Raw genomic sequence first — 25,183 nt, forward strand, 5'->3', positions numbered from 1 at the left:
ACAGCTAGCGCGCCCGGTCCTGCACGGCCTCGATGTGCTCGGCGACCGCCACCACGATCACCCGGGTGTCCGGGACCGTCGCGCGCCAGCGGTGGCGGACCCCGCCGGTCAGATACAGGGTGTCGCCGCGGCCCAGGCGGTAGGCGCGGCCCTCGGCCTCGATCTCGACGGCGCCGTCGGCGACGTACATCAGCTCGTCGTTGCGGTGCTGGAACTCGCGCCCGGCGTCGTGGTCGCCGGTGAACTCCGAGGCGTGCAGCTGGTGGTGGCCGCGCACCAGGGACCGGGTGCGGGGCAGGAAGTCGGACTCGGTGACGGGCTCGGCGCGTACGACGTCGACGCTGGCCGCGGGGTCGGCGGCGGCGAGGAGTTCCACCGCCGTGGTGCGCAGGGCGTCGGCGAGCTTCTCCAGGGAGCCGCGGCTCGGGCGGGCCTTGTCGTTCTCGACCTGGCTGAGGAAGGGCACCGAGAGGCCGGTGCGCTCGGCCACGACGGCGAGCGTGAGCTCCAGCGAGCGACGCCGCCGCCGTACGGCCGCGCCCACCCGCACGGGCTGCTGCTCTTTGTGGTCGCCCATCGCTCCGGCTCCCTCCTTCACTCGTCGTGCCGCCGGCCGGACGCCCGTCGCCGGGCGGTCCCCTGAAGAGTTGTCTGCACCCTACGCATGTTCGGCAAACCGTTTCACGCGCCTGTCACATCCCTGACACGCCGGTGGGCCCGCACCCCCACGGTTCACGCCAGTGCGGCGGCTGGTGATGCGGGACGGGTCTCCCTTGTTCCAAGGCCCGGACGGCCCCCGATGTTCCGCGGGGGCCGTGTTCATTACCCTCCGTGGTTGGCCGGATCCTTACCGTGGATGATCCGGGGAGCGTCGGGAAGGCCACGAAGGCGTGCCGGGACCCGGAAAAACCGCGAGGGGCGGGTGCCGCGGGCACGCCCGCGGAGGACGTGTTCGCGGCACCCGCCCCTCGGGTGACGGCCGGGACGGTCAGGTCATCCGGCCGCCTGGCTCTCGTGGCCCTTGCGGTCGATCGGCGCCCACTTGTCGGCCATGCCCGGGTGCTGCTTCAGCCAGGTACGGACGGCGTCCTGCTCCTTGCCCTTGCCGGACTTCTGGATCTGCGCCTCCAGTCCGGTGAGCTGCTTCTCGGTCATCGAGAAGTTCTTGAGCCAGGCGCCGACCTCGGGGTTGTCGGCGGCGAAGCCCTTGCGGGCGAGGGTGTGCACGCCGTCGCCCTTGCCCCAGGCGCCCGCGGGGTCCTTCAGCTTCTTCAGGTCGTAGTCGCTGTACGCCCAGTGCGGCGACCACAGGGTGACGACGACCGGCTCCTTCTTGGCGTAGGCGCGCTTGAGCTCGGCGAGCATCGCGGGCGTGGAGCCGTCGATGACCTGGTACTTGCCCTGCAGGCCGTAACTCTTGAGGACCTTGTCCTTGAGCATGCCCATCATGCCGGCGCTGGGCTCGATACCGACGATCTTGCCGCCGAACTCGGAGGCGTGGTCCTTCAGGTCCGCCAAGGAGTTCACGTCCTTCACGTAGGACGGGACGGACAGCTCGAGGGAGGTGGGGCCGTACCACTTGCCGAGGTCGTCCAGCTTGTCGCCGTACTTCTTCCAGTACTCGGCGTGCGTGGTGGGCAGCCAGGAGTCGGTCTCGAAGTCGAGCTGGCCGGTGGCGAGGCCGGTGTAGAGGGGGCCGGCCGCGTACTGGGTGGTGTTCACCTTGAAGCCGCGCTGCTCCAACAACTCCTTCCACAGGAAGGTGGAGGCGATGCCCTCGTCCCAGGGGATGTAGCCGATGTTGATCTCCTTGCCCCGGCCGATGTCGGTGCCGGAGGCCTCGGAGGTGCCGGAGGAGCCGAAGACGCCCAGACCGCCCGCCACGAGCGCGAGGGCGACCACGCCGGCGACGGCGACCACCGGGCGCGGACGGTACGACCAGGTCGTCGTCCGGGTCTTGGCGGCGGCCCTGCGGCCGAGCGGGGAGAGCTGGGTGCCGAGGGCGCCGGTGACCCGGTCCAGGTAGATGGCGAGGACGACGATGCCGACGCCCGCCTCGAAGCCGTAGCCGATGTCGAGCTGGCCGATGGCCTCGTTGACCGCGCCGCCGAGGCCGCCGGTGCCGACCATGCCGGCGATGACGACCATGGACAGGCCCAGCATGATCACCTGGTTGACGCCGGCCATGATGGTCGGCAGGGCCAGCGGCATCTGCACGCGCCACAGGGTGTCGCGCGGCGTGGTGCCGAACGCCTCCGCGGCCTCGACCAGTTCGGCGTCGACCTGCCGGATGCCCAGCTCGGTCATGCGGACGCCGGGGGCGAGCGCGAAGATCAGGGTGGCGACGACACCCGCGGCGGTGCCGAGGCCGAAGAAGAGCATCGCGGGGATCAGCAGGACCATCGACGGCATGGTCTGGAGCAGGTCCAGGACGGGCCGCACGGCCGCGCTGACCGCCTTGGAGCGGGCGGCCCAGATGCCCAGCGGGATGGAGATCACCAGGGCGATCACCGTAGCCACCAGGACGAGGGCCAGCGTGGACATCGCCCGGTCCCACAGGTCGAGCGAGTCGACCAGCGCGAACCCGGCGAAGGCGAGGACGCCGCCGAGCAGACCACGCAGCCACCAGGCGATCACGCCGAGGATGCCGGCCATGAGCAGCGGCGCGGGCGCGGCGAGGACGGCGTCGATGCCGTCGTACATGCCCTCCATGACCGCGCGGATCGCGTCGAAGAGCCAGGACAGGTGGTCGACGAGCCAGTTGACACCGGAGTCGGCCCAGTCGCCGAGAGGGATCCTAGGCACGGGCGATCACCTTTCCGCCGTTGTCGTTGTCGCAGGCGGTGGGGTCGCCCTGTTCGTCGCCGAGGAGGCCGACCAGACGCTGCCGCGGCACGACGCCGACGAGTCCGCGGCCGGCGTCCACGACGGCGACGGGGTGGCTGAGCCGGGCGCTGATCGCGCACAGCTCGGTGAAGGGCGTGCCGGGGGCGGCCGTCTCGCAGCCGCAGTCGGCCTCGTCGCCGCGGACGCCGGTGTCCATCACCGCGGCGGCGGTCAGCACCCGGGAGCGGTCGACGTCCTTGATGAAGGAGGCGACGTAGTCGTCCGCCGGGCGCAGCAGGATGTCCTCGGCGGTGCCGGTCTGGACGATCCGGCCGTCGCGCATGACGGCGATGCGGTCGCCGAGACGCATGGCCTCGTTGAGGTCGTGGGTGATGAAGACGATGGTCTTCTTCAGGGTCTTCTGCAGCTCCAGCAGCTGGTCCTGCATGTCGCGGCGGATCAGCGGGTCCAGGGCACTGAAGGACTCGTCCATCAGCAGCAGGTCCGCGTCGGTGGCCAGGGCGCGGGCGAGGCCGACGCGCTGCTGCATGCCGCCGGACAGCTCGTCGGGCCAGGAGTCCTCCCAGCCGGCCAGACCGCACAGGGCGAGCGCCTCGTCGGCGCGGCGTTCGCGCTCGGCGCGGGGCACGCCCTGCACGGACAGGCCGTAGGCGGCGTTCTCGCGGACGCTGCGGTGCGGGAAGAGCGCGAAGTGCTGGAAGACCATGCTGATCTTCTTCGAGCGCAGTTCGCGCAGCTCACGGTCGCTGAGCCCGGTCAGGTCCTGGCCGTCGAAGCGGACGCGGCCGGCGGTCGGCTCGAGCAGACCGTTGAGCATCCGCAGCAGGGTGGACTTGCCGGAGCCCGACAGACCCATGACGACGAATATCTCGCCCGCCTCGACCTGGAAGGAGGCGTCGATGACGGCTGCGGTGGTGCCGTCGGCGCGCAGTTCCTCCCGGTCGGTGCTCTCGCGCAGCTTCTCCACTGCCTGGTCCGGTCGTCTGCCGAACACCTTGAACAGGTGCTCGGCCTCAAGCCTTGGTTGCACGCGTGCCTCTCGTCTCGGCCGTACATGACAGAAGCCGCGCCTCCCCCGATCCTGATTGGTCAAACTTTTAAGTGTCTTACGTCACAACGGGGCCGTGTCAGTGGCGTACGGCATGATGCGAGCGTGACCGGACGACTCATGCTCCTCGACACCGCCTCGCTCTACTTCCGCGCCTACTTCGGCGTACCGGACTCCGTGAAGGCGCCGGACGGCACCCCGGTGAACGCGGTGCGCGGACTGCTCGACTTCATCGACCGGCTGGTGAAGGACCACCGGCCGCAGCGGCTGGTGGCCTGCATGGACGCCGACTGGCGGCCGCAGTGGCGGGTGGACCTGATCCCGACGTACAAGGCGCACCGCGTCGCCGCGGAGCACGAGGGCGCGCCCGACGAGGAGGAGGTGCCGGACACGCTCTCCCCGCAGGTACCGGTCATCGAGGCGGTGCTGGACGCCATCGGCATCGCCCGGGTCGGGGTCGCGGGGTACGAGGCGGACGACGTGATCGGCACGTTCACCGCGCGGGCCGGCGGCTCCGTGGACATCGTCACCGGCGACCGCGACCTGTACCAGCTCGTCGACGACGAGCGCGGCGTCCGGGTGCTCTACCCGCTGAAGGGCGTCGGCACGCTGCAGCTGACCGACGAGGCGGTGCTGCGCGAGAAGTATGGGGTCGACGGGCGCGGGTACGCGGATCTGGCGCTGCTGCGCGGCGACCCGAGCGACGGCCTGCCGGGCGTGGCCGGGATCGGCGAGAAGACGGCCGCCAAGCTGCTCGCCGAGTTCGGCGACCTGGCCGGGATCATGGCTGCGGCCGACGACCCGCGGGCGAGGCTCACGCCGTCGCAGCGCAAGCGGCTGACCGAGGCCCGGCCGTACCTCGCCGTCGCGCCGAAGGTGGTGCGGGTGGCCGGTGACGTCCCGCTGCCGGACGTCGACACCACCCTGCCGCGCGCCCCGCGCGATCCGGCGGGCCTGGAGGCACTGGCGGCGCGCTGGGGACTGGGCGGCTCCCTGGGGCGACTGCTGACGACGCTCGGTACGTGATGCTAACTTAGGTAAACCTAACCAATGCAGCAGGAGGCCGTGATGGCAGAGCGTCCGGGACGAAAGCCGCGCAAGCCCTATACCGCCCAGGTGGTGCGGACCGAGCGGCTGACCCCGCACATGCAGCGCGTGGTGCTCGGTGGCGAGGGTCTCGCCGGGTTCGCCGCGGACACCTGCACCGACCACTACGTGAAGCTGCTGTTCGGCCCCGAGGGCGTCACCTATCCCGAGCCCTTCGACCTGGAGCGCGTCCGGGCGGAGTTCCCGCGTGAGCAGTGGCCGGTGACCCGGACGTACACCGTGCGCGCCTGGGATCCCGAGCACCGGGAGCTGACGCTGGACTTCGTGATCCACGGCGACGAGGGGCTGGCCGGACCCTGGGCCACGCGGGCGCGCCTCGGCGACACCCTGCGCTTCAGCGGCCCCGGCGGCGCCTACGCCCCCGACCGGAGTGCCGACTGGCACCTGCTCGCCGGTGACGAGAGCGCGCTGCCCGCGATCGCCCGCGCCCTGGAGACGCTGCCGGCCGGTGCCCGGACGCACGCCTTCGTGGAGGTTGCGGGCCCCGAGGAGGAGCAGAAGATCGACTCCGATGTGGAGGTCGTCTGGCTGCACCGCGGGAACCGGCCGGTGGGCCAGGCCCTGATCGAGGCCGTACGGGCGCTGGAGTTCCCCGCGGGCCGGCCGCACGCCTTCGTGCACGGCGAGGCGGCCTTCGTGAAGGAGCTGCGCCGGATGCTCCGGGTCGAGCTGCAGATCCCGCGCGAGGATCTGTCGATCTCCGGCTACTGGCGCCTCGGCCACAACGAGGACGGCTGGCAGGCCGCCAAGCGGGAGTGGAACGCCCGCATCGAGGCCGAGCAGGAGAGCGGCGGCGCGGCGGCCGCCTGACCCCGGCACCCTGACCGCGGCCGTCCCCGCCCGCAACTCCCCCGGTCCGCGGCCGGAGATGACCCGGCCCGCCGGCCCGCTCGTACCCTTGACCTCGTGAGACGCCGTACCCCGCCCCCGCCCGCCCCGCTCCCCCAGCGCCACGGTGTCGACCCGGTGCGGGTGCGGCTGCCGCACGGCGGGGCGTGGGCGACCGTGCGGGAACATCTCGTGGCACGGCTGACCGGCGCCGGGCCCGGCACCGTCGAGGCCATGTTCGACGCTGGGCTCTTCGTCGGCGCCGACGGGCGGCCGGTCGACCCGGAGGCGCCCTACCGGCCGGGGATGTTCGTGTGGTTCCACCGGGAGCCGCCCGCCGAGGTGCCGGTGCCCTTCCCGCTGGAGGTCCTGCACCGCGACGAGCACATCGTCGTGGCCGACAAACCGCACTTCCTCGCGACGACCCCGCGCGGTTCGCACGTCACCCAGACCGCGCTGGCCCGGCTCCGTGACGAGCTGGGCGTTCCGGCGCTGACCGCCGCGCACCGGCTGGACCGGCTCACCGCCGGCCTGGTGCTGTTCACGGTGCGGCCCGAGGAGCGCGGCGCCTACCAGACGATGTTCCGGGACCGGCGGGTGCGCAAGGAGTACGAGGCGGTGGCGCCGTACGATCCGGCGCTCGACCTGCCCTGTACCGTGCGCAGCCGGATCGTGAAGGAGCGCGGGGTGCAGGCCGCGCGGGAGGTCGAGGGCGAGCCGAACGCGGTGACCCGGGTGGAGCTGGCCGGGCACCGGGACGGTCTGGGCCGGTACCGGCTCCTGCCGGAGACCGGGCAGACCCATCAGCTCCGGGTACATCTGAACGCGCTGGGCGTGCCCATCCTCGGCGACCCGCTGTACCCGGAGGTGACCGGCCCCGTACCGCCCGGTGATTTTCGGCGCCCGCTGCAACTGCTGGCCCGTAGGCTGGAGTTCACCGACCCGGTCACCGGGGCACGGCACGCCTTCGTCAGCGGGCAAACCCTGCGGGCCTGGTCCTGCCCGGCCGGGTGGGCCGGGCAGGAGCCGTAGCCGTCCCGCTCACTCCCCGCGAGGCCCGCCGCTCACTCCCCGCGCCACCAGCGCAGCAGCCGCTGCCACACGTTCTCGCGGCGGGGCGGTTCCGGCGCCGCGGGGACGGCGACGGGAACGTGGGTGGGGACCGGGGCGGGAACCGGCGGCCGGGGTCCGGCGGCGGGGGCCGGTTCGACGTGCGCGGTGACGGCCGGCGGGGCGGAGCGCTGCGGCGGGACGGTCGACGGGCCGGGCGGCAGGCTCGCGTCCTGCTGGGCCTTGGGCTCGAAGCGCACCGGCAGCGACACGAGGTGCCGGGACGCGATCGACGAGCGCCAGCGCAGGTCCTCCTCGGCGCAGTCCAGCTGGACGTCGGGCAGCCGCATCAGCAGCGCGTCCACACCGACGTCGGCGATGGCGCGGCCGATGTCCTGGCCGGGGCACTCGTGCGGGCCGCCGCCGAACGCCAGGTGGGACCGGTTGCCCTGCATGCCGGCGGAGAGGTCGGGGCGCACCCGGGGATCGACGTTGCCCGGGGCGGGCGCGAAGAGCAGCCCGTCGCCCCGGCGGATGCGCCGCCCGCCCAGCTCCGTGTCCTGCTTGGCGAAGTAGCCGAGGACGGTGCTGAACGGCGGCTCGTCCCACAGCGACTGCTCGATGGCCTCCGGCACCGTCATCTGGCCGCCGTTGAGCCGGGCGCGGAAGCCCGGCTCGGTCAGCACCATGCGCAGCGCGTTGGCGAGCAGGTTGACGGTGGCCTCGTAGGCCGCGAACAGGACGAGCCGCAGGTGCTCGCGGACCTCGTCGTCGGTGAGCCCCGCCGGGTGGGTGATGAGGTGGCTGGTGAAGTCGTCCTCGGGGCGGGCCCGGCGGCGGGCGGTGAGCCGGCCGAGCGCCTCCATGACGTAGGTGTGGCTCTGGATGGCGGTCTCGGTGCCCTTGAGCGCGTCGCGGGCGGCCTGCACCAACCGGTCGCCGTACTCCTCGGGCATGCCGAGGATCTCGCACATCACGGCCATCGGCAGGTGCTCGGCGAACTGGGAGACCAGGTCGGCCCGGCCGCGCTCGCAGAAGTCGTTGACCAGGGCCTGGGTGGAGCGGCCGATGTGGCGGCGCAGGCCGCGGTGGTCGATGGGGGCCATGGCGCCGGTGACCGCCGCGCGCAGCCGCTGGTGCTCGTCGCCCTCGGCGTGCGAGCAGATGGGCTGCCACGCGATGTGCGGCATGAGCGGGTGGTCGGGCTTGACCCGGTCCTGGAGCAGCGGGGCCCAGATGCGGCTGTCGCGGGTGTACTGGGAGGGGCTGCGCACCATCTGCAGGTTCTCGGCGTGGCCGAGGACCACCCACATCGGTACGTCGTCGTGGAGCAGTACGGGCGCCACGGGGCCGTGCAGCTCCCGCAGGTGCTCGTAGAGGCCGCCCAGGTCCTCGGCGTCGGGGCCGTGGATCCGGTGCGCCTCGCCGGGGCCGAGGCCGTGCGCCGGGCAGCCGGGCGGCGGGCCGGGGGTGGGTTCGAGGCCGGTCAGGGACTGGGGTTCAGACGTCACGGTGCAGCTCCGGAACGGATGGAGTGGGGGTCGGACACGGGTCAGCGCAGGGCGCCGGACAGGGCCAGGGAGTGCAGGAAGCGCATCAGGGTCATCAGCACGTCCTTGCTGGAGGCCCGGCGGCGCACGTCGCAGTCGATGATCGGGATCTCCGGGGCCAGGTCCAGCGCGGTGCGCAGTTCCTCGATCGGGTAACGGGGCGCGTCCGGGAAGGTGTTGACGGCGACGACGAAGGGCACGCCGCGTTCCTCGAGCCGTCCCATGACGTCGAAGCTCACTTCCAGGCGCCGGGTGTCGACCAGGACGACCGCGCCGAGCGCGCCTTCGAACAGGCCGTTCCACAGGAACCAGAAGCGTTCCTGGCCGGGGGTGCCGAACAGGTACAGCACCAGCTTGTCGGTGATGCCGATGCGGCCGAAGTCCATCGCCACGGTGGTGGCCGTCTTGGTGTCGGAGCCGTAGTCGTCGTCGACCCCGATGCCGGCCTGGGTCATGGTCTCCTCGGTGGTCAGCGGCCTGATGTCGCTGACCGAGCCGACCATGGTGGTCTTGCCGACCCCGAACCCGCCCACGATCACGATCTTCACTGCGGCCTGGGCCGTCTGTGGCAGGTGGTCCTCGGTGCGTGGGCCGGGGATGGTGTCAGAGCCGTTGAAGTCCATGCATCACCGCTTCGAGGAGTGAACGGTTGGGGAGCGCCTGGCGGACGATCGGGGCGCGCGCCTGCACCAGTTCGGCCGTGATCAGCTCGGTGAGCAGGACGGTCGTCGCGCTGAACGGCAGGTTCAGGTAGGCCGAGAGTTCGGCCACGGACAGCGGCGCGGTGCAGAGCCGGAGCACCGCCGCCTGCTCGGGGGAGGCGGACGGTGTCGGCGCCGAGTGCGCCACGATCAACGTCACCAGGTCGAGTTCGGCCCGGGCACCGTCGGCGGAGCCGGCGATGGTGTACAGCCGCTCGGGGTTGCCGGGCCGCTCGGGGCCGTCCGCCGCTTTCGCGGGCGGCGGGGGCGGCGGGGGTGACGGGAGCTGCGGTGGCCGGCGGCGTTTGCGTCGCGGAGGAGTCATGCGGTCTGCCCGTTCCGCCGGGGCGGGCTCGTCAGGTGGGTGCCGATCCGGACGACGAGGTCGCGCATCATGCCGCTCATCCGGCCCGGTTCGCAGGTCACGTCGGCGAGCACCGCGAGGAAGGCGTTGGCGCCGGCGTTCATGAGGTAGAAGTAGCCGCCGTCGATCTCGATGACGACGAGCTTCATGTCACCGCTGCCCTTGATCTCCTGGGTGATGGCACCGGCCAGGCTCTGCATTCCCGCGCAGGCGGCGGCCACCCGGTCGGCGGTGTCGGGGTCGCCGCCGTGGCGGGCGATGCGCAGCCCGTCGGCGGAGAGGACCACGATCATCTGGATGCCCGGGACGCCGTCGTTGAGCTGCTTGAGCATCCAGTCGATGTTGCCGCGCTGCTGGATCACTTGAGGTTCCCCTCGTCGTCGGCCTCGGTGGGGCCTGCCGAATCGTCGATCAGGTGCAGGTAAGCGGTCGGGTTCCGGGTGAAGTCGGTCAGCTCGGCCGCGGTGGCGCCCTCGGGCATGCCCTTCTTCAGGCCGTCCCAGAAGGCGTCGACCCACATGCCCGGCGGCCGGTCCTTCAGCTTCTGGAGCTCGGGGTCGATCTCGGGCTCGGGTTCCGGTTCGGGCGCCGGCTGGGACCAGACGGTGGGCCTGCCCTCGCGTTCGGCGCGCTCGATGGCGGCCTGTTCGGCGATCCGCCGGCTGAGCGGGGTCTTCACCCGGCTGCGGCGCTGCGGCAGGCCGCCCGCCGTCCACTCGGTGACCTCGGGGACGTCGTCCTCCATGGAGATCCCGGCCGGGATGCGGGGGCTGGTGGGGCGGCGCTTCTTGGGCGGGCGCTTGGGGCCCTCCACGGCGCCGAGTTCGGGCATGGGCACCGCGGTGGCACCGATGCCGTGGGCGGCGCCGACGCCGGGCTCGGTGGTGGTCATCACGCGCGGCACGACGAGGATCGCGCGGACGCCGCCGTAGGCGGAGGCGCGCAGCGAGACCTGCATGTCGAACGCCTTGCAGAGCCGGCCGACGACGGCGAGGCCGAGGCGCGGGCTCTCGCCCAGGTTGTGGGCGTCGTCGGCCGCCATGGCGTCGGTGATCGCCTTCTCGATGCGGGCCCGGGACTCCTCGCTGAGGCTGACACCGGCGTCCTCGATCTCGATGGCGAGGCCGGTCTGCACCTCGACGGCGGTGACGTGCACCTTGGTCGACGGCGGCGAGTAACGGGTGGCGTTGTCGAGCAGTTCGGCGGCGGCGTGAATGATGGGCTCCACCGAGGTGCCCTTGATGTTGATGTTGACGATGGAGTTCAGGTCGATGCGCCGGTACTCCAGGATCCGGGACATCGCGCCGCGCAGGACGCTGTACAGCGACACGGGCAGCGGCCACTGGCGGCCGGGGCGGCCGCCGCCGAGCACGGAGATGGAGTCGGCGAGGCGGCCGATCAGCGCGGTGCCGTGGTCGATGCGCAGCAGGTCGTCGAAGACCTCGGGGTTGCGGCCGTGGTCCTCCTCCATCTCGCGCAGTTCGTAGGCCTGCTGGTGGACGATGGCCTGGACGCGGCGGGCGATGCTGACGAAGGAGCGCTCGGTGGCGTCGCGCATCGAGATCTCGTGGTCGGCGCCGCGCAGTGCCGTGTGCAGCAGCGTGCGCTGCGAGTCGGGCAGGTGACGCAGTTCGGGGTCGCTGTCGACGACCTTGCGCATCACCTCCCGGAGCGGTTCTCCGGCGCGCAGGTGGAGCAGGGCGGTGGGCAGGACCTGGGTGCCGAGCCGGACGATCTCCGCGTCGTGGGTGGCGAGGCGGTGCTCCAGGTACGCGGTGTGACGGGCGTGTTCGGCCCGGGTCTCGCGGAGCCCGCGGTCGCGGCGGACGATCTCCGCGGCCAGGGCGAGGATCAGCAGCAGGGCCACGGTCCCGCACCCGACGACGGCGATCCGGGCGGAGGCCGGGACCAGGGCGGCGGCGGCCCCGGTCGCCCCTGCCATCACTATGGCCGGCGGCAACAGCACGCGCGCGAAGGGAAGTTCACGGCCAACGGGAGGCTTTCGAACACTCACCATGGATGCCTTCTGAGACGAGTCGGCTGGGTGTCGGAGGAGCTTGCGCGGGGAAGAGTCACGGAACTACCGGGATCTTCGGGAGATTTGGGAACAGGCGCACGAATTGGCTCAACTCGGTGCGTCGCGGGCGAGCTTAGTCCGACCGGATCATCGCCGTGTCATATTCGGCAAGCACCTGAATTCACCCGTGCAACAGGAGTACGCTCGACTGCATTTACACGCTGCGCATTTGTTCGAACACGATGTGTGACAGCGGGCGGGTATGCGAAACCCGTTCACCGGGGCGGGTGAACGGGGAGGATCGGCGCCGGACGCGACCGGCCGGGGGCCGGTCGCGTCCGCGCGGGCGGGCTCAGCCCACCGACGAGTAGGCCACCACGCCGCGCAGCAACTGGTCCACGGCCTTGCGCGCGGCCTTCGCCACGGTCGAGTTCCCGACGGGGGCGGCGGCGGCGATCTGCCCGAGCACGTCGATCACCTGCTTGCACCAGCGCACGAAGTCGCCCGCCGGCATCTCCGCCTCGCGCAGCACCTCGTCGAGGCCCTTGCCGGATGCCCACATGTACGCGGCCCAGGCGAAGCCGAGATCCGGCTCGCGCTGGCCGACGCCCTCGGTCTGGTTGATCCGGAACTCCTCCTCGACGGCGTCGAGCCGGCCCCAGATCCGGACCATCTCGCCGAGGGCGGCCTTCGCCCTGCCCGAGGGCAGCTTGGGGGCCGTCGCGTCGTCGCTCATCCGGGCCTCGTACACCAGCGCCGAGACGCAGGCGGCGAGTTCGGCCGGGGCGAGGTCCTCCCAGACGCCCTCGCGCAGGCATTCGCTGGCCAGCAGGTCCAGTTCGCCGTAGAGCCGGGCGAGCCGCCTGCCGTGCTCGGTGACCTCGTCGCCGCGCAGGTAGTCCAGCTCGGTGAGCAGCGCCACGATCCGGTCGAAGGTCCGCGCGATGGTGTTCGTACGGCCCTCGATCCGGCGCTCGAGCTGCGAGGTGTCGCGCAGCAGGCGGTGGTAGCGCTCGGCCCAGCGGGCGTGGTCCTCGCGGTCGTCGCAGCCGTGGCAGGGGTGCGCCCGGATCGCCGTGCGCAGCCGGGCGATCTCCCGGTCGTCGGCGGCCTGCGAACGCTTCTTGCGGGCCCGCTCCGGCGGGATGTGCCCGGCCTTGGTGCGCAGCGCCGAGGCGAGGTCCCGGCGGGACTGCGGGGAACGCGGGTTGAAGGACTTCGGGATCCGCATCCGGTCCAGCGCCTCGACCGGCACCGGGAAGTCCATCGACGCCAGCCGCTTGACCTGCCGTTCGGCCGTCAGCACCAGCGGGCGCGGACCGTCGTGGTAGTCGAAGCCGCGGTGACCGTTGGAACGCCCGGCGGGCAGGCCCGGGTCCAGCACCAGGGCGAGGCCCGCGTACTTGCCGGTGGGCACGTGGATGACGTCACCCGGCTTGAGCCTCTCCAGGGCGACGGCGGCCTCGGCGCGCCGCTGGCTGGCGCCCTGCCGGGCCAGTTCGGTCTCCCGGTCCTTCAGCTCGCGGCGCAGTCGCGCGTACTCCTCGAAGTCGCCCAGGTGGCAGGTCATGGAGGCCTTGTAGCCGTCCAGACCCTCCTCGTTGCGCTGCACCTGCCGGGAGATCCCGACGACCGACTTGTCGGCCTGGAACTGCGCGAAGGAGGTCTCCAGCAGCTCGCGGGAGCGGTGCCGGCCGAACTGTTCGACGAGGTTGACCGCCATGTTGTACGACGGCTTGAAGCTGGAGCGCAGCGGGTACGTGCGCGTGCCGGCGAGACCCGCCAGGTGCTCGGGGCTCATGCCGCGCTGCCACAGCACGACCGCGTGGCCCTCGACGTCGATGCCCCGGCGGCCGGCCCGGCCGGTGAGCTGCGTGTACTCGCCGGGGGTGATGTCGGCGTGCTGCTCGCCGTTCCACTTGACGAGCTTCTCCAGCACCACCGAACGGGCGGGCATGTTGATGCCGAGCGCGAGCGTCTCGGTCGCGAACACGGCCTTGACGAGACCGCGTACGAACAGCTCCTCCACGACCTCCTTGAAGGTCGGCAGCATGCCCGCGTGGTGGGCGGCGATACCGCGCTCCAGGCCCTCCAGCCACTCGTAGTACCCGAGGACGTGCAGGTCCTCCGGCGGGATGGCGGCGGTGCGCTCCTCGACGAGGGCCCGCACCTGTTCCCGGGCCTCGTCGTCGTTGAGCCTGAGGCCCGCGTACAGGCACTGCTGAACGGCGGCCTCGCAGGCGGCCCGGCTGAAGATGAAGGTGATGGCGGGCAGCAGGCCCTCGGCGTCCAGCCGCTCGATGACCTCGGGCCGGCCCGGCGTCCACACCCGGGAGCGCTGTCTGCGTTCCCGCTCCCGGTCGGCCTCGCGCATCGCACGCCCGCGCCGCCGGTCCTGGTACGAGGGCCTGCTCGCCTCCATGCGGGCGAGCCGGGCGAGGTCGGGGTTGACGGCCTTCTTGTGACCCTCGCCCTCCTCGAACAGGTCGTACATCCGGCGCCCGGCGAGCACGTGCTGGAACAGCGGCACGGGCCGGTGCTCGGAGACGATCACCTCGGTGTCGCCGCGGACGGTGTCCAGCCAGTCGCCGAACTCCTCGGCGTTGGACACGGTCGCCGACAGCGACACCAGGGTCACCGACTCGGGCAGGTGGATGATCACTTCCTCCCAGACGGCGCCGCGGAAGCGGTCGGAGAGGTAGTGCACCTCGTCCATCACCACGTAGCCGAGGCCGAGGAGGGTCTGCGAGCCGGCGTACAGCATGTTCCGCAGCACCTCGGTGGTCATCACGACCACCGGGGCGTCGGGGTTCACGCTGTTGTCGCCGGTGAGCAGGCCGACCTTGGCCGCGCCGTAGCGGCGGCACAGGTCGGCGTACTTCTGGTTGGACAGCGCCTTGATGGGGGTGGTGTAGAAGCACTTCTTGCCCTGCAGCAGGGCGAGGTGGACGGCGAACTCGCCCACGATCGTCTTGCCCGAGCCGGTGGGGGCGGCCACCAGCACGCCCTTCCCCGCCTCGAGCGCCTGACAGGCCTCGATCTGGAAGGGGTCGAGGCCGAAGTCGTACATCTCGCGGAAGGACGCGAGCGCGGTGGCCTGCTCGGCTGCCCGCAGACGGGCGGCCGCGTACCGCTCGGCCGGTGAGAGGTCCTCTGTCATCGTGCTTTCGAGCGTACCGGGCCGCACTGACAACAGGACGATCATTATCCCGATCACCCCGCCCGGGCGGGACGTGCCGGTCCCCGCGTCCCGTCGTGGCGGCCGACGTGAACTCAGTCACGGTCGTCACGGGCGCCGGAACGGGCGCGGCCCCCTGTCCTAAGATCGTCCAGGCAATCAAGATCGATTGCCACGGGGTTGACCAACCCTCTCTGACCAGGAGGAGAACCTTGAAGATCCGCTCCATAGCGGTGGCCGGTGCGGTGGCGTTCAGCGCCACCGTGTTCCCGATCGCGCTGGCCTCCACCGCCGAGGCCGCCAACTGTGTGACGGCGACCTACCACCCCAACGACAACGCCGTCGACATCCACAACGGATGCTCGACGACCAAGCACTACAAGGTGGCCGAGCGCTGGTGGCCGGACAGCGACTGCTTCACCATCAAGCCCGGGAAGACCAAGCACTACGAGGCCACGGGCTCGATCCAGGGGATCAAGGAGTGCTGAGGCGCTGAGGCGCACGGCCGAGGGGCCGGACGAATGCCGTCCGGCCCCTCACTCATGTCCGCTCCCGGTCTCGCGCGCATGTCCGTCCAGGTCTCGCGCGGTCGCTCACGTCACGTCGTCGTAGCCGTTGTGCCGCAGGGACGGGTCGCCGTCGGCTCCGCCGCGGGTCTGCTCCGGCAGGGTCCGTGCAGCCGACACGCGCTCGACCTCGCCGACCGCCTCCGGCGTCAGGTCCAGCACGGAGGCCTCGTCGTCGGCCAGCTCGGCGTCGGGGTTGGCACGGCCGCGGCGCCGGTCGTTCAGCAGGGCGACGCCGACTGCCAGGAAGTACAGCAGCACGATGGGGCCGGAGAGGGCGATCATGCCGAACGGGTCCGTGGTCGGGGTGGCCACCGCGCCGAACACGAAGACACCCACCACCATGCCGCGCCACCAGCCGGCCATCCTGCGCCCGCTCACCATGCCCGCGAAGTTCAGCATCACGAGCAGCAGAGGAAGTTCGAAGGCTCCGCCGAAGACAAGGATCATCCGGACGATGAAGTCGAGGATCTTGTCCATCGGCAGGATGTTCGCCGAGCCGTCGGGCGTGATCCCCAGCAGCACCCGCATGCTGATCGGGAGGATCGTGTAGGCGAGCCAGGCACCGCCCAGGAACAGGGGCACCGCCGCCGAGACGAACCAGTACGTGTACTTCCGCTCGTGCTTGTGCAGGCCCGGCGCGACGAAGGCCCAGAGCTGGTACAGCCAGACGGGGCTCGAGACGACCATGCCGGCCATGAAGCAGACCTTGACCGTGGTGGTGAAGGGCGACAGCAGGTCGGTGTAGGCGATGACGGCGCAGCTGCCGCCCGTGGACTCGCCCAGTCCCTTGGTGCAACGCGGGACCGGATGCATGAGGAAGGACATCAGGTCCTGGCTGTAGAAGGCGAACACCACGGAGACCACCGTGATCGCCAGCATGCCCTTCGCGAGCCGGTTGCGCAGCTCACGCAGGTGCTCCACGAGGGGCATCCGCCCCTCGGGGTCCTTCTCTTTCTTGCGGGCAGACTTGAGCAACCCACGTCCTCATCTCGTGCGGCAGGCCGAACGTCCGGCCCTGCGTCAGCGCTTGGTGGTGTCCGACGGCTCGTTGACCGGGCGGGAGCTGGTCACGTCGCCGGGGGCCGCCTGGATGGTGCGCTGGGAGGGAGGCTGCTCGTTGGAGCCGGGCGCCGGGGCGGAGGTGTTGCCCTCGTCCTTCATCGCCTTGGCCTCGCTCTTGAGGATGCGCGCGGACTTGCCGAGCGAGCGCGCCATGTCCGGAAGCTTCTTCGCGCCGAACAGCAGGACGATGACGACGAGGATGAGAATGATCTCGGGGGCTCCGAGCCTTCCGAACATAAGTCTTTACCTTCTCACCGAGGCGACTGGGTGGGTGCTGTCCGACCAGTCGGACACATGTCCGAGCGATCGTGCTGCCAGCGATCGTAACGCTCAGGGGTGAACGTGAGGCAATCCCCGTGCGTACTCCCGGTCCGCGGCACGCGCCTCGTTCTTCGCACCGCGATCAGCAGCGTACCTGCCCCGCCACCCAGCATGACAGGGCGAAGTGCCCCAAACCGCTTCCCTTACCAGACTCTCGGGGTCGTGCCGCTCACAGCGTGTCCACGGCGCGGGCCGCGCTCACCGCCGCCCGCTCCAGGTCCTCGGCGGCCCGGTTGATGCGGCGGGCGGAGTCGGCGACCTGCCGCCCCAGGCGCCGTGCCTCGAGGAAGACCCGCACCGCGAGCACCCCCAGCACGGCGAGTGTCAGAAAACCCACGGCTACCGCGAACATCGGCCAGAACATGACGTCGACCTTAGACGGTCCTACACCGTGGAGTGCAGCCGCAGGGTGCGGACGCCGCCGCCGGTGAGCAGTTCGACGATCCGCTCCCCCGCGGGCTTGCGCACCGAGGCACCGCAGTCGGGGCAGGTGAAGGAGTAGAACGTCGTCCGGCTCGTGGCACCTATGGCCAGGCGCAGGGCGCCCGCGGCGAGTTCGAAGCGGCCCCGGCAGTCCGGGCAGCCGGCCCGGAACAGCACCGGGACCGCTCTTCTCATCCCGGCGAAGGCGGACGCCACCGTCATCGGGCCGCCCGCCTCCCTCGCGTCCCTCGTGGCCTGGCCCGCACCGGACACCGCAGACTCGCTCAACGCTCTCGCTCCTGCCTGTCGTCACGCCGGTCGTCGGCACCACCGCGCACCGGCGGGGCGTCCGTGTCGTACGCCGCCAGTGCCTCGCGGGCCGCCCGGCGGGCGCTGTCGGCCAGCTCGGGCGGCGAGACGATCCGGCCGTCGCGGCCGAGGCGCAGGGCCAGCCGTCGCAGCGAGGCCGGGTCGGGGGTGCGCAGAGTGATACGCAGCCCGCCGTCGGGAAGCTCATCGGCGCTGTCGTGCGGGTAGTACTCGGCCACCCAGCGGCCGCCGGGACCGACCTCGACGACCACCTCCGGGTCCTCGGCGGCCGGCTGCACCAGGGCCTCGGACAGGTCCCGCAGCTCCATCTCGGGCGGCGCGGACGGCTCGTCCAGGATCCTGATCTCGGCGACCCGGTCCAGCCGGAAGGTGCGGCGCGCCTCGGAGCGGCGGCACCAGGCCTCCACGTACGTGTGACCGACGCTGACCAGGCGGATGGGGTCGATCTCCCGCTCGGTGATCTCGTCGCGCGCGGGTGAGTAGTAGCGGATCCACAGCCTGCGGCGCTCGGAGATCGCGCGGTCCACGTCGGCGAAGACCCCGCCCTCGGACTCGAAGGTCACCGAGAGCCGGGCGCTGGCGCCGGCCGCCTCGCCGGCCGCCGTCTCCACCTTGGCCGTCGCCCGCAGCAGCGCCTGGCGGTCGCCCTCCCTGAGGCCCGGCAGGGTGGACACCGCGCGGGCGGCCACCAGCAGGGCCGTGGCCTCGTCGGCGGCGAGCCGGAGCGGCTCGGCCGCCTCCTCGCCGAGCGCGGCCGGGTTGTGCCACCAGATGCGCTCGCCGTCGGTGTCGATGTCGAGCAGATCGCCGCCGCGGAAGCTGGTGCCGCACATGGGCAGCAGATCGAGGTCGGAGACCAGCTCGTCCTCGGTGATGCCGAAGGCACGCGCCACGTCCGCGATCCGGGCGCCGGGGCGCTCCCTGAGATAGGTGACCAGGGAGAGCATCCGCCGGGTCTGGTCGATGGCGTTCACGGGCCTGACCGGTTTGCCTGCCATGGTTGTGCTCCGCTCCCCCTCAGCCCTTGGCCACGGCACGCAGCCGGTCCATCACGTCCGCGCGCAGCTCGGCCGGCTCCACGACCACCGCGTCCGGCCCGAACTCCACCAGCCAGGCGTCCAGTCCGTGCCCGTACGGAATTTCCAACTCGTCCCAGCCGTCGCCGAGTTCCCGGACCGCGGTGGCCTTCGCCCGAAGGGGGTAACCGGAGCCGGAGCGCAGCCGGATCAGCGCCGAGCGGTCGGCGATCTCGCCGGCCCAGCTCGCGACGGTCTCGCGCACGGTGACCACGTCGGGCACGGGCGCGGTGAAACCGGTGCCGCGCGAGCGCACCCGGCCGGTGATCCGGGAGAGCCGGAAGACGCGCTCGGCGCCCCGGTCCCGGTCGAAGCCGGCCAGGTACCAGTGGCCGCGCCAGCACTCCAGCGCCCAGGGCTCGACGTGCCGGGGCTCGGGGTGGGCGGCGGAGGCCTTGCGGTAGTCGAAGGCGACGGGGCGGCGGTCGCGGCAGGCCAGCATCAGCGGTTCGAAGGCGGCCTCGTGCACCGGGATGCGCGGCTCCAGGGCGCCGTGCGCCTCGTAGGGGTCGACGTCCTCGGGGAGCCCGGCGGCGCGCAGCTTCTGCAGGGCGCCGCTGGCCGCGCCGGCCAGCCGGGCCTGCTGCCAGACCTTGGCTGCCAGGCCCAGGGCGGCGGCCTCCTCGGCGTCCAGGGTGATGGGGGGCAGGCGGTTGCTGTCACGGCGGGCGAGGTAGCCGACCTCGCCGTCGAGGTTCTCCACGGTCTCGATGACCAGGCCCAGCTCGCGCAGGTCGTCCTTGTCCCGCTCGAACATGCGGTTGAAGGAGTCGTCGCTGCCCACCGCGCCGCGCTCCGGCCTGGAGGCCTCGACGTACGCCTCGATGGAATCGCGCAGCTCGCGCTTGCTGAGCGGCCGGCGTGTGCCGAGCAGGCACAGCGCGAGGTTCATCAGCCGCTCGGCCTTGGCAATGGCCATCGACGCCCTTCACCTTCCCTATGGTGCTTCCGACCGATGACCGTACCGCCCCGGGGTGTCGGGGCAAAAGCCGGAGCGGGGAAGCGGAGCCGTCCTGATCAGCGGTGGTCATGCGAGGAGGGCCCGTGCGGACAGCACGGGCCCTCCTTCGACCAGGTCCGGTCAGCGCTTGGCAACGCCCACGAGGTCGCAGACGAAGATCAGCGTCTCGCCCGGGGCGATACGGCCGCCACCGGCGCCGCGGTCGCCGTACGCGAGGTGCGCGGGGATGGTCAGCTGGCGGCGGCCGCCGACCTTCATGCCCTGGACGCCCTTGTCCCAGCCCTGGATGACCTGGCCGACGCCGAGCTGGAAGTCCAGCGGGGTGCCGCGGTTCCAGGAGGCGTCGAACTCCTCGCCGGAGGAGAAGGCGACGCCCACGTAGTGGACCTTGACGATGTCGCCCGCTTCGGCGGTCTCGCCGTCCCCTTCCCAGATCTCCTTGATCTCGAGGTCCGCCGGCGGCTCGCCGCCCGGGAAGTCGATCTCGGGCTTCTCGATGCTCACGTCAAAAGCTCCTGCTTGTGTACGACACGAAACACGGACAGTCTGTCATCCCCGCTGGTCTGCCGCCCGTCACGGCGCCACGGCGGGGCCCGGTCACATCGCGGCGAGGATGTCCACCGAGAACACCAGCGTGGCGCCCTTCTTGATGCCGCTGCCGCTCGGCGGGGTGTCGCCGTAGCCCAGGTCCGGCGGTACGACGATCAGGACCCTGCTGCCCACCTTCTTGCCGGTCAGTCCCTGCGACAGCCCCTTGACGACCTGCTGCATCTGCTCCAGAGAGAACTGGCTGAGCCGTCCGGAGTCGTACGTCTGCTGGAACGCCTTGTCACTGCCCCAGACCACGCCCTTGAACTGGCACAGCACCGCCTGGTTCGCCTTGACCTCGGGGCCGTCGCCCTCCAGGACGTAGACGGAGGCCAGCTCCTTGGGCGGGGTGCTCTGCTTGGCCGGCTTGATCTCCGGCGCCTTGCCGTCGGTGTTGGTGCCGACCGTCGGCAGCGCGGGGTCGTCCTGCGGGACCGGCTTGCCGTGGGAGGAGCTCTTGGAGTTGAAGGAGTCGATCAGATCGATGACGAAGACCAGGGTGTCGGTGCCCTTGATGCCCGCCTGCGCGTTGCCCGACTTGCCGTAGCCCCAGGTGGGCGGGACCGCGATGAGCACGCGGCTGCCGGTCTTCTTGCCCTGCAGGGCGTACCGCCAGCCGTCGATGAGGCTGCCCTGGGCGAGCTGCATGACCAGCGGGCGGTGACGGTCGTAGGAGTTGTCGAAGACCTTCGCGGTGCTCCAGATCTGGCCCAGGTAGTTCGCCTCGATGAAGTCGTTCTCCGCGACCGTGCGACCGCTGCCCGCGATGACCGTCTTGACCGCGAGATCCTTCGACGGGTCGCCCGGCCCCTTGGCGACGGTCGGCTTCTCACCGAACTTCGTGCCCGCCGTGATCGCCGGCAGCGGCCCGTCCACGATCTTGGGCGGGGGTACCGAGGACGCCGAGCCCGACGGTGTCGGTGACGCGCCGGCCTTGCTGGACTCGGACTTGTCGTCGCCGCATCCGGCGAGCGTGACCAGTCCTGCGGGTACGGCGGCGAGGATGAGTGAGCGTCGGCGCACGGGAAGGGCCTCGTAATCGGTCGATCTTGCGGATTGGCGTGCGCGCAACTCTACGACGCGAGGCGGGCGCCGTACGGAAAACGTACGGCGCCCGTGTGGCGTTCCGGCATTTCGGACCGGTGACGCTTGACTCGCGTGCGGTGTCACATTCCGGCGATGAGCTTCTCCACGCGGTCGTCCACCGAACGGAACGGGTCCTTGCACAACACGGTGCGCTGTGCCTGGTCGTTGAGCTTGAGGTGCACCCAGTCGACCGTGAAGTCGCGGCGCTGTTCCTGCGCCCGCCGGATGAAGTCGCCGCGCAGCCGGGCCCGAGTGGTCTGCGGGGGGACCGACTTGCCCTCGAAGATCTTCAAGTCGTTGCAGATCCGGGCGGCTTGGCCCTTCTTCTCCAGCAGGTAGTAAAGACCCCGGCGACGGTGGATGTCGTGGTAGGCGAGGTCTATCTGGGCGACCCGCGGGTGCGACATGGTCATGTTGTGCTTGGCCCGGTACCGCTCGATGAGCTTGTACTTCATGACCCAGTCGATCTCGGTGCCGATGCGGTCCAGTTCCTCGGTCTCGATGGCGTCGAGGGTGCGGCCCCACAGCTCCAGGACCTGCGCGACCGTGCCGGTGCGGATGCCGCGGCGGTCGCAGAAGTCGACGGCCTTGTCGAAGTACTCGCGCTGCACCTCCAGCGCGGAGGCCTCCCGGCCGCTGGCCAGGCGCACCTTGCGCCGGCCGGTGATGTCGTGGCTGACCTCGCGGATCGCCCGGATCGGGTTCTCCAGGGTGAGGTCGCGCATCACGGTGCCCGCCTCGATCATGCGCAGCACCAGGTCGGTCGCGCCGACCTTGAGCAGCATGGTCGTCTCGGACATGTTCGAGTCGCCGACGATGACGTGCAGCCGGCGGTAGCGCTCGGCGTCCGCGTGCGGTTCGTCGCGGGTGTTGATGATGGGCCTGGAGCGGGTCGTCGCGGAGGAGACGCCCTCCCAGATGTGCTCGGCGCGCTGGCTGACGCAGTACACCGCGCCGCGCGGGGTCTGCAGGACCTTGCCCGCACCGCACAGCAGCTGCCTGGTCACCAGGAACGGGATGAGGATGTCCGCGAGCCGGGAGAACTCCCCGTGCCGCGCCACCAGATAGTTCTCGTGGCAGCCGTAGGAGTTGCCCGCCGAGTCGGTGTTGTTCTTGAAGAGGTAGACGTCGCCCGCGATTCCCTCCTCGTGCAGGCGTCGTTCCGCGTCCACCAGGAGTCCTTCGAGAATGCGCTCGCCGGCCTTGTCGTGGGTGACCAGTTCGGTCACGTTGTCACATTCGGGTGTGGCGTATTCCGGATGTGACCCCACGTCCAGATAGAGCCGGGCGCCGTTTCGCAGAAAGACATTGCTGCTGCGGCCCCATGACACGACACGGCGGAAGAGGTACCGCGCCACCTCGTCAGGAGACAGGCGGCGCTGTCCCCTGAACGTGCACGTGACGCCGTACTCGTTCTCCAGCCCGAAAATGCGGCGGTCCATGACTGAACATTACGCCCGATCCCCCGAGCTGAAACGGGGTTCGGCAGCACGATTTGGATCATTTTCCGATGAAGCCGCAACAACCCCGCTCCGCTCGGGAGCTGCGAGGACCCGCCCGGTGGCGAGCAGGACCAGCAGGGACACGGCTCCCGCGGCGCCGGGGACGGCGTACCCCCACAGCGGGCCGCCTGCCTGGACCACCGGGCCCGCCAGGCCCGTTCCCACCGAGGCGCCCACGGTGAACGTCGTCACGAGCCAGGAGAACGCCTCGGTGACGGTGCCGCCCGGCGCGTGCCGGTCGACGATGATGAACGCGCAGGCGATGCAGGGGGCGAGGAACACCCCGGAGACCAGGCTGAGCAGCACCATGGCGACGGCGCCCGGCATCAGCATCAGCGGCAGGTAACAGACCGCCAGAAGGGCCACCAGGACCCGCAGTCGCCGCTCGGGCGTGCCGCTCCAGGCGCGCGCGCCGTACACGGTGCCGCCGATGAGCGCCCCGAGGCCGAGAGCGGCCATCAGCCAGCCGTAGACCGCGTCGCCGCCGTGCTCGTCGGCGTACGGCACCGACGCCACGGTGATGGAGCCGAGCGCGATGCCGACGAACAGGAAGGCGCCGAGCAGCACGAGCAGGCCGGGCGAGCGCAGAGCCCCCAGCCAGTGTGCCTCGCGCGGCGCCGAGCGCCACCCGCGCGAGGGCGGCGAGAGGACCACCGAGAGCGCGCCGAGGACACCGACGGCGTTCAGCACCAGCAGCGCCGCCCGCTCCGACCACAGCGACACGCACAGCGTCACCAGCAACGGGCCCACGGTGAACATGACTTCCTGGGCGACAGCGTCCATGGCGTACGCGGTGTGCACCTGCTCCTCGCGGCGCAGCACCGAGGGCCACAGGGCCCGCAGACCGCCCTCCAGCGGCGGGGTGAACAGCCCGGCGGCGGCCACGGCGGCGCAGGCGAGGGGCAGCGGGCCGGTGCCGGCGAACGCGAAGACGGCCATCGCCAGCGCCGACAGGACGGCCGCGGGCAGCTGGACGCGCGGCTGGCCGTACAGGTCCACCAGGCGGCCCAGCACGGGCTGGCCGACCGCGTTGGCGACGCCGTACACGGCCGCGAGGGCGCCCGCCAGGCCGTACGTGCCGCCGTCGGCGCGGACGAACAGCACCAGCGCGATCGCGGCGGTCGCATTGGGCAGCCGGCCCACCAGGGTGCCGGTCAGCAGCCGGGCCGCGTGTCTCGCCCTGAGGATCTCCAGGTACCCCGCGGCCATGTCCCGCCTCCAAGTGTTACGTATAACCCCGCCTGTCATACGTACCATGTGCGCTGTTCACCCGTCCAGACGACCGGACGTGAACCGGCGGGCCGCCAAGCCCCCGGGCGCACGACCGCCAGAACAGGAGCAGCCCCGCGGTGGCACGCAGCAGCACCCGCCCGACCAGCCGGGACGTCGCACAGGCGGCCGGAGTCTCCCAGGCGGCCGTCTCCCTCGTGCTCGGCGACAAATGGCGCGGCCGGGTCTCCGAGGCCACCGCCGACCGGGTCCGGGAAGCCGCCCGCCAACTCGGCTACCGGCCCAACCTCGCCGCCCGCAACCTGCGCCTCGGCCGCACCCGCACCGTCCTGCTCGTCGTCCCCGCGCTCACCACCGAGTTCTTCGCCGGCGTCTACACCGGCGCCGCACGCGTCGCCGCCCGGCACGGCTTCGGCGTCGTGCTGTACCCCTCCCCCGAGGGCATCGGCCCGGCCCGCGACCCCTTCGCCTCCGCACAGTCCGCCCTGGACGGCGTCATCGCCTCCTCCATGGCCGCCGACGCCCTCACCGCCATCCGCGGCGACCAGCTCCCCCTCGTCATGCTCGACAGCGACCCGGACGGCAGCCTCGGCGCCGCCACCGTGAACCTCGACATCGCCGACGGCGTCCGCCAGGTCGCCGAACACCTGCTGGCCCTCGGCCACCGCCGCTTCCTGCACCTCGCCGCCGACGTACCCTCCTGGACCTTCGAGATGCGCGCCCGCGAACTCGCCGCCCGCCTCGCCGCCGTACCCGGCACCCAGGTCCGGACCGCCCCCGCACCGATCTCCATCGACGGCGCCCGCACCGCCACCGAGGACGCGCTGGCCGCACCCGGCCCCCGCCCCACCGCCGTGGTGTGCGACGACGACAAACTGGCCGCCGGCGCATACAAGGCTCTGCGCCGCCTCGGCCTGCGCGTCCCCGACGACGTGTCCGTCACCGGCCTGGACGACCTCGCCCTCGCCACCGCCCTCGACCCCGAACTCACCACCGTCCGGCTCGACGCCGAACTGTTCGGCCAACGCGGCATGGAAGCCCTGCTCGCCGTCCTGGACGGCCGCCAGCCCCCCGGCGGGGACATCCCCGTCGAACTCGTCGTACGCGGCTCCACGGCCCCGGCAGCGCCCGTCTCCCCCTAGAGGACGGAATCGCGGGGCGCAGTGCTGGCGCGTCCGCCCGCGCCGACAGGACACCGTCACCCGGAGCCGGCCCGCTCCGCCCGACCGGCCCTACGCCCACGCCCAGTACGAGGGCATCCGGCCGGCACTCCCCCAGCCTTCGGCCGGGGGGACCCCCAGAGCACGCACCGGACGCCGCGAGGCCCGCCCTGCGGGCGAACGAT

24 protein-coding genes are annotated in these 25,183 nt (G+C 71.6%); 5 read left to right on the forward strand and 19 right to left on the reverse strand.

All coding sequences use genetic code 11. The annotated features are described in order from the left end of the window. Positions 1 to 4: 4 nt before the first annotated feature. From AB0924_RS03820 to AB0924_RS03830, 3 genes are all read right to left on the reverse strand, one after another. Complete coding sequence (locus AB0924_RS03820; protein WP_358932086.1) at positions 5 to 577, reverse strand: helix-turn-helix domain-containing protein; 573 nt, start codon at positions 575 to 577, stop codon at positions 5 to 7. Positions 578 to 993: 416 nt separating this feature from the next. After that, positions 994 to 2,805 (reverse strand): ABC transporter permease/substrate binding protein, encoded by a 1,812-nt coding sequence (locus tag AB0924_RS03825; protein WP_366910569.1) that lies wholly within the window; start codon positions 2,803 to 2,805, stop codon positions 994 to 996. After that, complete coding sequence (locus tag AB0924_RS03830) at positions 2,798 to 3,877, reverse strand: glycine betaine/L-proline ABC transporter ATP-binding protein (protein ID WP_358932082.1); 1,080 nt, start codon at positions 3,875 to 3,877, stop codon at positions 2,798 to 2,800. Before AB0924_RS03830 ends, AB0924_RS03825 begins: the two co-directional genes overlap by 8 nt. Positions 3,878 to 4,000: 123 nt before the next feature. Between AB0924_RS03830 and AB0924_RS03835 the strand changes: the two genes are divergently transcribed. The 3 genes from AB0924_RS03835 (at position 4,001) to AB0924_RS03845 (ending at position 6,862) form a co-directional block, all read left to right on the forward strand. Continuing rightward, entirely contained in the window at positions 4,001 to 4,921 is a 921-nt protein-coding gene (locus AB0924_RS03835; protein ID WP_358932080.1) for a 5'-3' exonuclease, read from the forward strand. A gap of 42 nt (positions 4,922 to 4,963) precedes the next feature. Continuing rightward, positions 4,964 to 5,812, forward strand: a complete 849-nt coding sequence (locus AB0924_RS03840; protein ID WP_366910570.1) for a siderophore-interacting protein — start codon at positions 4,964 to 4,966, stop codon at positions 5,810 to 5,812. 96 nt (positions 5,813 to 5,908) lie between these two features. Further along, on the forward strand, positions 5,909 to 6,862 hold the full coding sequence (locus AB0924_RS03845) for an RluA family pseudouridine synthase (RefSeq protein WP_366910571.1): 954 nt from the start codon (positions 5,909 to 5,911) through the stop codon (positions 6,860 to 6,862). A gap of 32 nt (positions 6,863 to 6,894) precedes the next feature. On the opposite strand, the gene AB0924_RS03850 is transcribed toward AB0924_RS03845, so the two are convergent. The 6 genes from AB0924_RS03850 to AB0924_RS03875 form a co-directional block, all read right to left on the reverse strand. Next, a complete protein-coding gene (locus AB0924_RS03850) occupies positions 6,895 to 8,391 on the reverse strand; it encodes a cytochrome P450 (protein ID WP_358932074.1) in 1,497 nt (498 codons plus the stop codon). Positions 8,392 to 8,432: 41 nt separating this feature from the next. After that, on the reverse strand, positions 8,433 to 9,053 hold the full coding sequence (locus tag AB0924_RS03855; protein ID WP_358932072.1) for an ATP/GTP-binding protein: 621 nt from the start codon (positions 9,051 to 9,053) through the stop codon (positions 8,433 to 8,435). Further along, a complete protein-coding gene (locus AB0924_RS03860) occupies positions 9,034 to 9,456 on the reverse strand; it encodes a DUF742 domain-containing protein (protein ID WP_366910572.1) in 423 nt (140 codons plus the stop codon). The genes AB0924_RS03855 and AB0924_RS03860 overlap by 20 nt, the downstream gene beginning before the upstream one ends. Continuing rightward, the gene (locus AB0924_RS03865; RefSeq protein ID WP_358932068.1) at positions 9,453 to 9,857 is read right to left on the reverse strand and encodes a roadblock/LC7 domain-containing protein; all 405 of its coding nucleotides are present in this window, start codon (positions 9,855 to 9,857) and stop codon (positions 9,453 to 9,455) included. The genes AB0924_RS03860 and AB0924_RS03865 overlap by 4 nt, the downstream gene beginning before the upstream one ends. After that, positions 9,854 to 11,461 (reverse strand): ATP-binding protein, encoded by a 1,608-nt coding sequence (locus AB0924_RS03870; protein ID WP_358932066.1) that lies wholly within the window; start codon positions 11,459 to 11,461, stop codon positions 9,854 to 9,856. The genes AB0924_RS03865 and AB0924_RS03870 overlap by 4 nt, the downstream gene beginning before the upstream one ends. A 403-nt stretch (positions 11,462 to 11,864) precedes the next feature. Next, positions 11,865 to 14,717 (reverse strand): DEAD/DEAH box helicase, encoded by a 2,853-nt coding sequence (locus tag AB0924_RS03875; protein ID WP_358932064.1) that lies wholly within the window; start codon positions 14,715 to 14,717, stop codon positions 11,865 to 11,867. Positions 14,718 to 14,902: 185 nt separating this feature from the next. On the opposite strand from AB0924_RS03875, the gene AB0924_RS03880 reads away from it, so the two are divergent. Beyond that, the gene (locus tag AB0924_RS03880; protein ID WP_358932062.1) at positions 14,903 to 15,178 is read left to right on the forward strand and encodes a hypothetical protein; all 276 of its coding nucleotides are present in this window, start codon (positions 14,903 to 14,905) and stop codon (positions 15,176 to 15,178) included. A gap of 105 nt (positions 15,179 to 15,283) precedes the next feature. On the opposite strand, the gene tatC is transcribed toward AB0924_RS03880, so the two are convergent. The 10 genes from tatC to AB0924_RS03930 form a co-directional block, all read right to left on the reverse strand. After that, positions 15,284 to 16,189 (reverse strand): twin-arginine translocase subunit TatC, encoded by a 906-nt coding sequence (gene tatC / locus AB0924_RS03885; protein ID WP_358932260.1) that lies wholly within the window; start codon positions 16,187 to 16,189, stop codon positions 15,284 to 15,286. Positions 16,190 to 16,279: 90 nt separating this feature from the next. Beyond that, entirely contained in the window at positions 16,280 to 16,558 is a 279-nt protein-coding gene (gene tatA / locus AB0924_RS03890; RefSeq protein WP_358932060.1) for a Sec-independent protein translocase subunit TatA, read from the reverse strand. Positions 16,559 to 16,811: 253 nt separating this feature from the next. Next, a complete protein-coding gene (locus AB0924_RS03895) occupies positions 16,812 to 17,006 on the reverse strand; it encodes a hypothetical protein (RefSeq protein ID WP_358932058.1) in 195 nt (64 codons plus the stop codon). Between the two features lie 20 nt (positions 17,007 to 17,026). Beyond that, complete coding sequence (locus AB0924_RS03900) at positions 17,027 to 17,287, reverse strand: hypothetical protein (protein WP_358932258.1); 261 nt, start codon at positions 17,285 to 17,287, stop codon at positions 17,027 to 17,029. A 62-nt stretch (positions 17,288 to 17,349) separates the two neighbouring features. Next, entirely contained in the window at positions 17,350 to 18,393 is a 1,044-nt protein-coding gene (locus AB0924_RS03905) for a WYL domain-containing protein (RefSeq protein ID WP_359547181.1), read from the reverse strand. Between the two features lie 19 nt (positions 18,394 to 18,412). Continuing rightward, positions 18,413 to 19,390: a WYL domain-containing protein gene (locus tag AB0924_RS03910; protein WP_358932054.1), complete on the reverse strand. Its 978-nt coding sequence runs from the start codon at positions 19,388 to 19,390 to the stop codon at positions 18,413 to 18,415. A 162-nt stretch (positions 19,391 to 19,552) separates the two neighbouring features. Beyond that, entirely contained in the window at positions 19,553 to 19,936 is a 384-nt protein-coding gene (locus AB0924_RS03915) for an FKBP-type peptidyl-prolyl cis-trans isomerase (protein ID WP_358932052.1), read from the reverse strand. Between the two features lie 93 nt (positions 19,937 to 20,029). Then, positions 20,030 to 21,043 (reverse strand): FKBP-type peptidyl-prolyl cis-trans isomerase, encoded by a 1,014-nt coding sequence (locus AB0924_RS03920; protein ID WP_358932050.1) that lies wholly within the window; start codon positions 21,041 to 21,043, stop codon positions 20,030 to 20,032. 143 nt (positions 21,044 to 21,186) lie between these two features. Next, positions 21,187 to 22,548 carry a Pup--protein ligase gene (gene pafA / locus AB0924_RS03925; protein WP_073899688.1) on the reverse strand — a complete coding sequence of 454 codons (1,362 nt, stop codon included), beginning with the start codon at positions 22,546 to 22,548 and terminating at the stop codon, positions 21,187 to 21,189. 9 nt (positions 22,549 to 22,557) lie between these two features. Continuing rightward, positions 22,558 to 23,817 carry an MFS transporter gene (locus tag AB0924_RS03930; RefSeq protein ID WP_366910573.1) on the reverse strand — a complete coding sequence of 420 codons (1,260 nt, stop codon included), beginning with the start codon at positions 23,815 to 23,817 and terminating at the stop codon, positions 22,558 to 22,560. 140 nt (positions 23,818 to 23,957) lie between these two features. Between AB0924_RS03930 and AB0924_RS03935 the strand changes: the two genes are divergently transcribed. Beyond that, positions 23,958 to 24,980 (forward strand): LacI family DNA-binding transcriptional regulator, encoded by a 1,023-nt coding sequence (locus AB0924_RS03935; RefSeq protein ID WP_366910574.1) that lies wholly within the window; start codon positions 23,958 to 23,960, stop codon positions 24,978 to 24,980. Positions 24,981 to 25,183 lie beyond the last annotated feature (203 nt).

The sequence above is a fragment of the Streptomyces sp. NPDC047869 genome (genome assembly GCF_040704065.1).
Classification (GTDB): domain Bacteria; phylum Actinomycetota; class Actinomycetes; order Streptomycetales; family Streptomycetaceae; genus Streptomyces.

Bases quoted from the DNA above. Each gene is read 5' to 3' on its own strand.
- AB0924_RS03820 (WP_358932086.1), bottom strand. From the start codon at position 577: ATGGGCGACCACAAAGAGCAGCAGCCCGTGCGGGTGGGCGCGGCCGTA.
- AB0924_RS03840 (WP_366910570.1), top strand. From the start codon at position 4,964: ATGGCAGAGCGTCCGGGACGAAAGCCGCGCAAGCCCTATACCGCCCAG.
- AB0924_RS03855 (WP_358932072.1), bottom strand. From the start codon at position 9,053: ATGGACTTCAACGGCTCTGACACCATCCCCGGCCCACGCACCGAGGAC.
- AB0924_RS03860 (WP_366910572.1), bottom strand. From the start codon at position 9,456: ATGACTCCTCCGCGACGCAAACGCCGCCGGCCACCGCAGCTCCCGTCA.
- AB0924_RS03875 (WP_358932064.1), bottom strand. From the start codon at position 14,717: ATGATCGTCCTGTTGTCAGTGCGGCCCGGTACGCTCGAAAGCACGATG.
- tatC (WP_358932260.1), bottom strand. From the start codon at position 16,189: ATGCCCCTCGTGGAGCACCTGCGTGAGCTGCGCAACCGGCTCGCGAAG.
- tatA (WP_358932060.1), bottom strand. From the start codon at position 16,558: ATGTTCGGAAGGCTCGGAGCCCCCGAGATCATTCTCATCCTCGTCGTC.
- AB0924_RS03895 (WP_358932058.1), bottom strand. From the start codon at position 17,006: ATGTTCTGGCCGATGTTCGCGGTAGCCGTGGGTTTTCTGACACTCGCC.
- AB0924_RS03900 (WP_358932258.1), bottom strand. From the start codon at position 17,287: ATGACGGTGGCGTCCGCCTTCGCCGGGATGAGAAGAGCGGTCCCGGTG.
- AB0924_RS03905 (WP_359547181.1), bottom strand. From the start codon at position 18,393: ATGGCAGGCAAACCGGTCAGGCCCGTGAACGCCATCGACCAGACCCGG.
- AB0924_RS03910 (WP_358932054.1), bottom strand. From the start codon at position 19,390: ATGGCCATTGCCAAGGCCGAGCGGCTGATGAACCTCGCGCTGTGCCTG.
- pafA (WP_073899688.1), bottom strand. From the start codon at position 22,548: ATGGACCGCCGCATTTTCGGGCTGGAGAACGAGTACGGCGTCACGTGC.
- AB0924_RS03930 (WP_366910573.1), bottom strand. From the start codon at position 23,817: ATGGCCGCGGGGTACCTGGAGATCCTCAGGGCGAGACACGCGGCCCGG.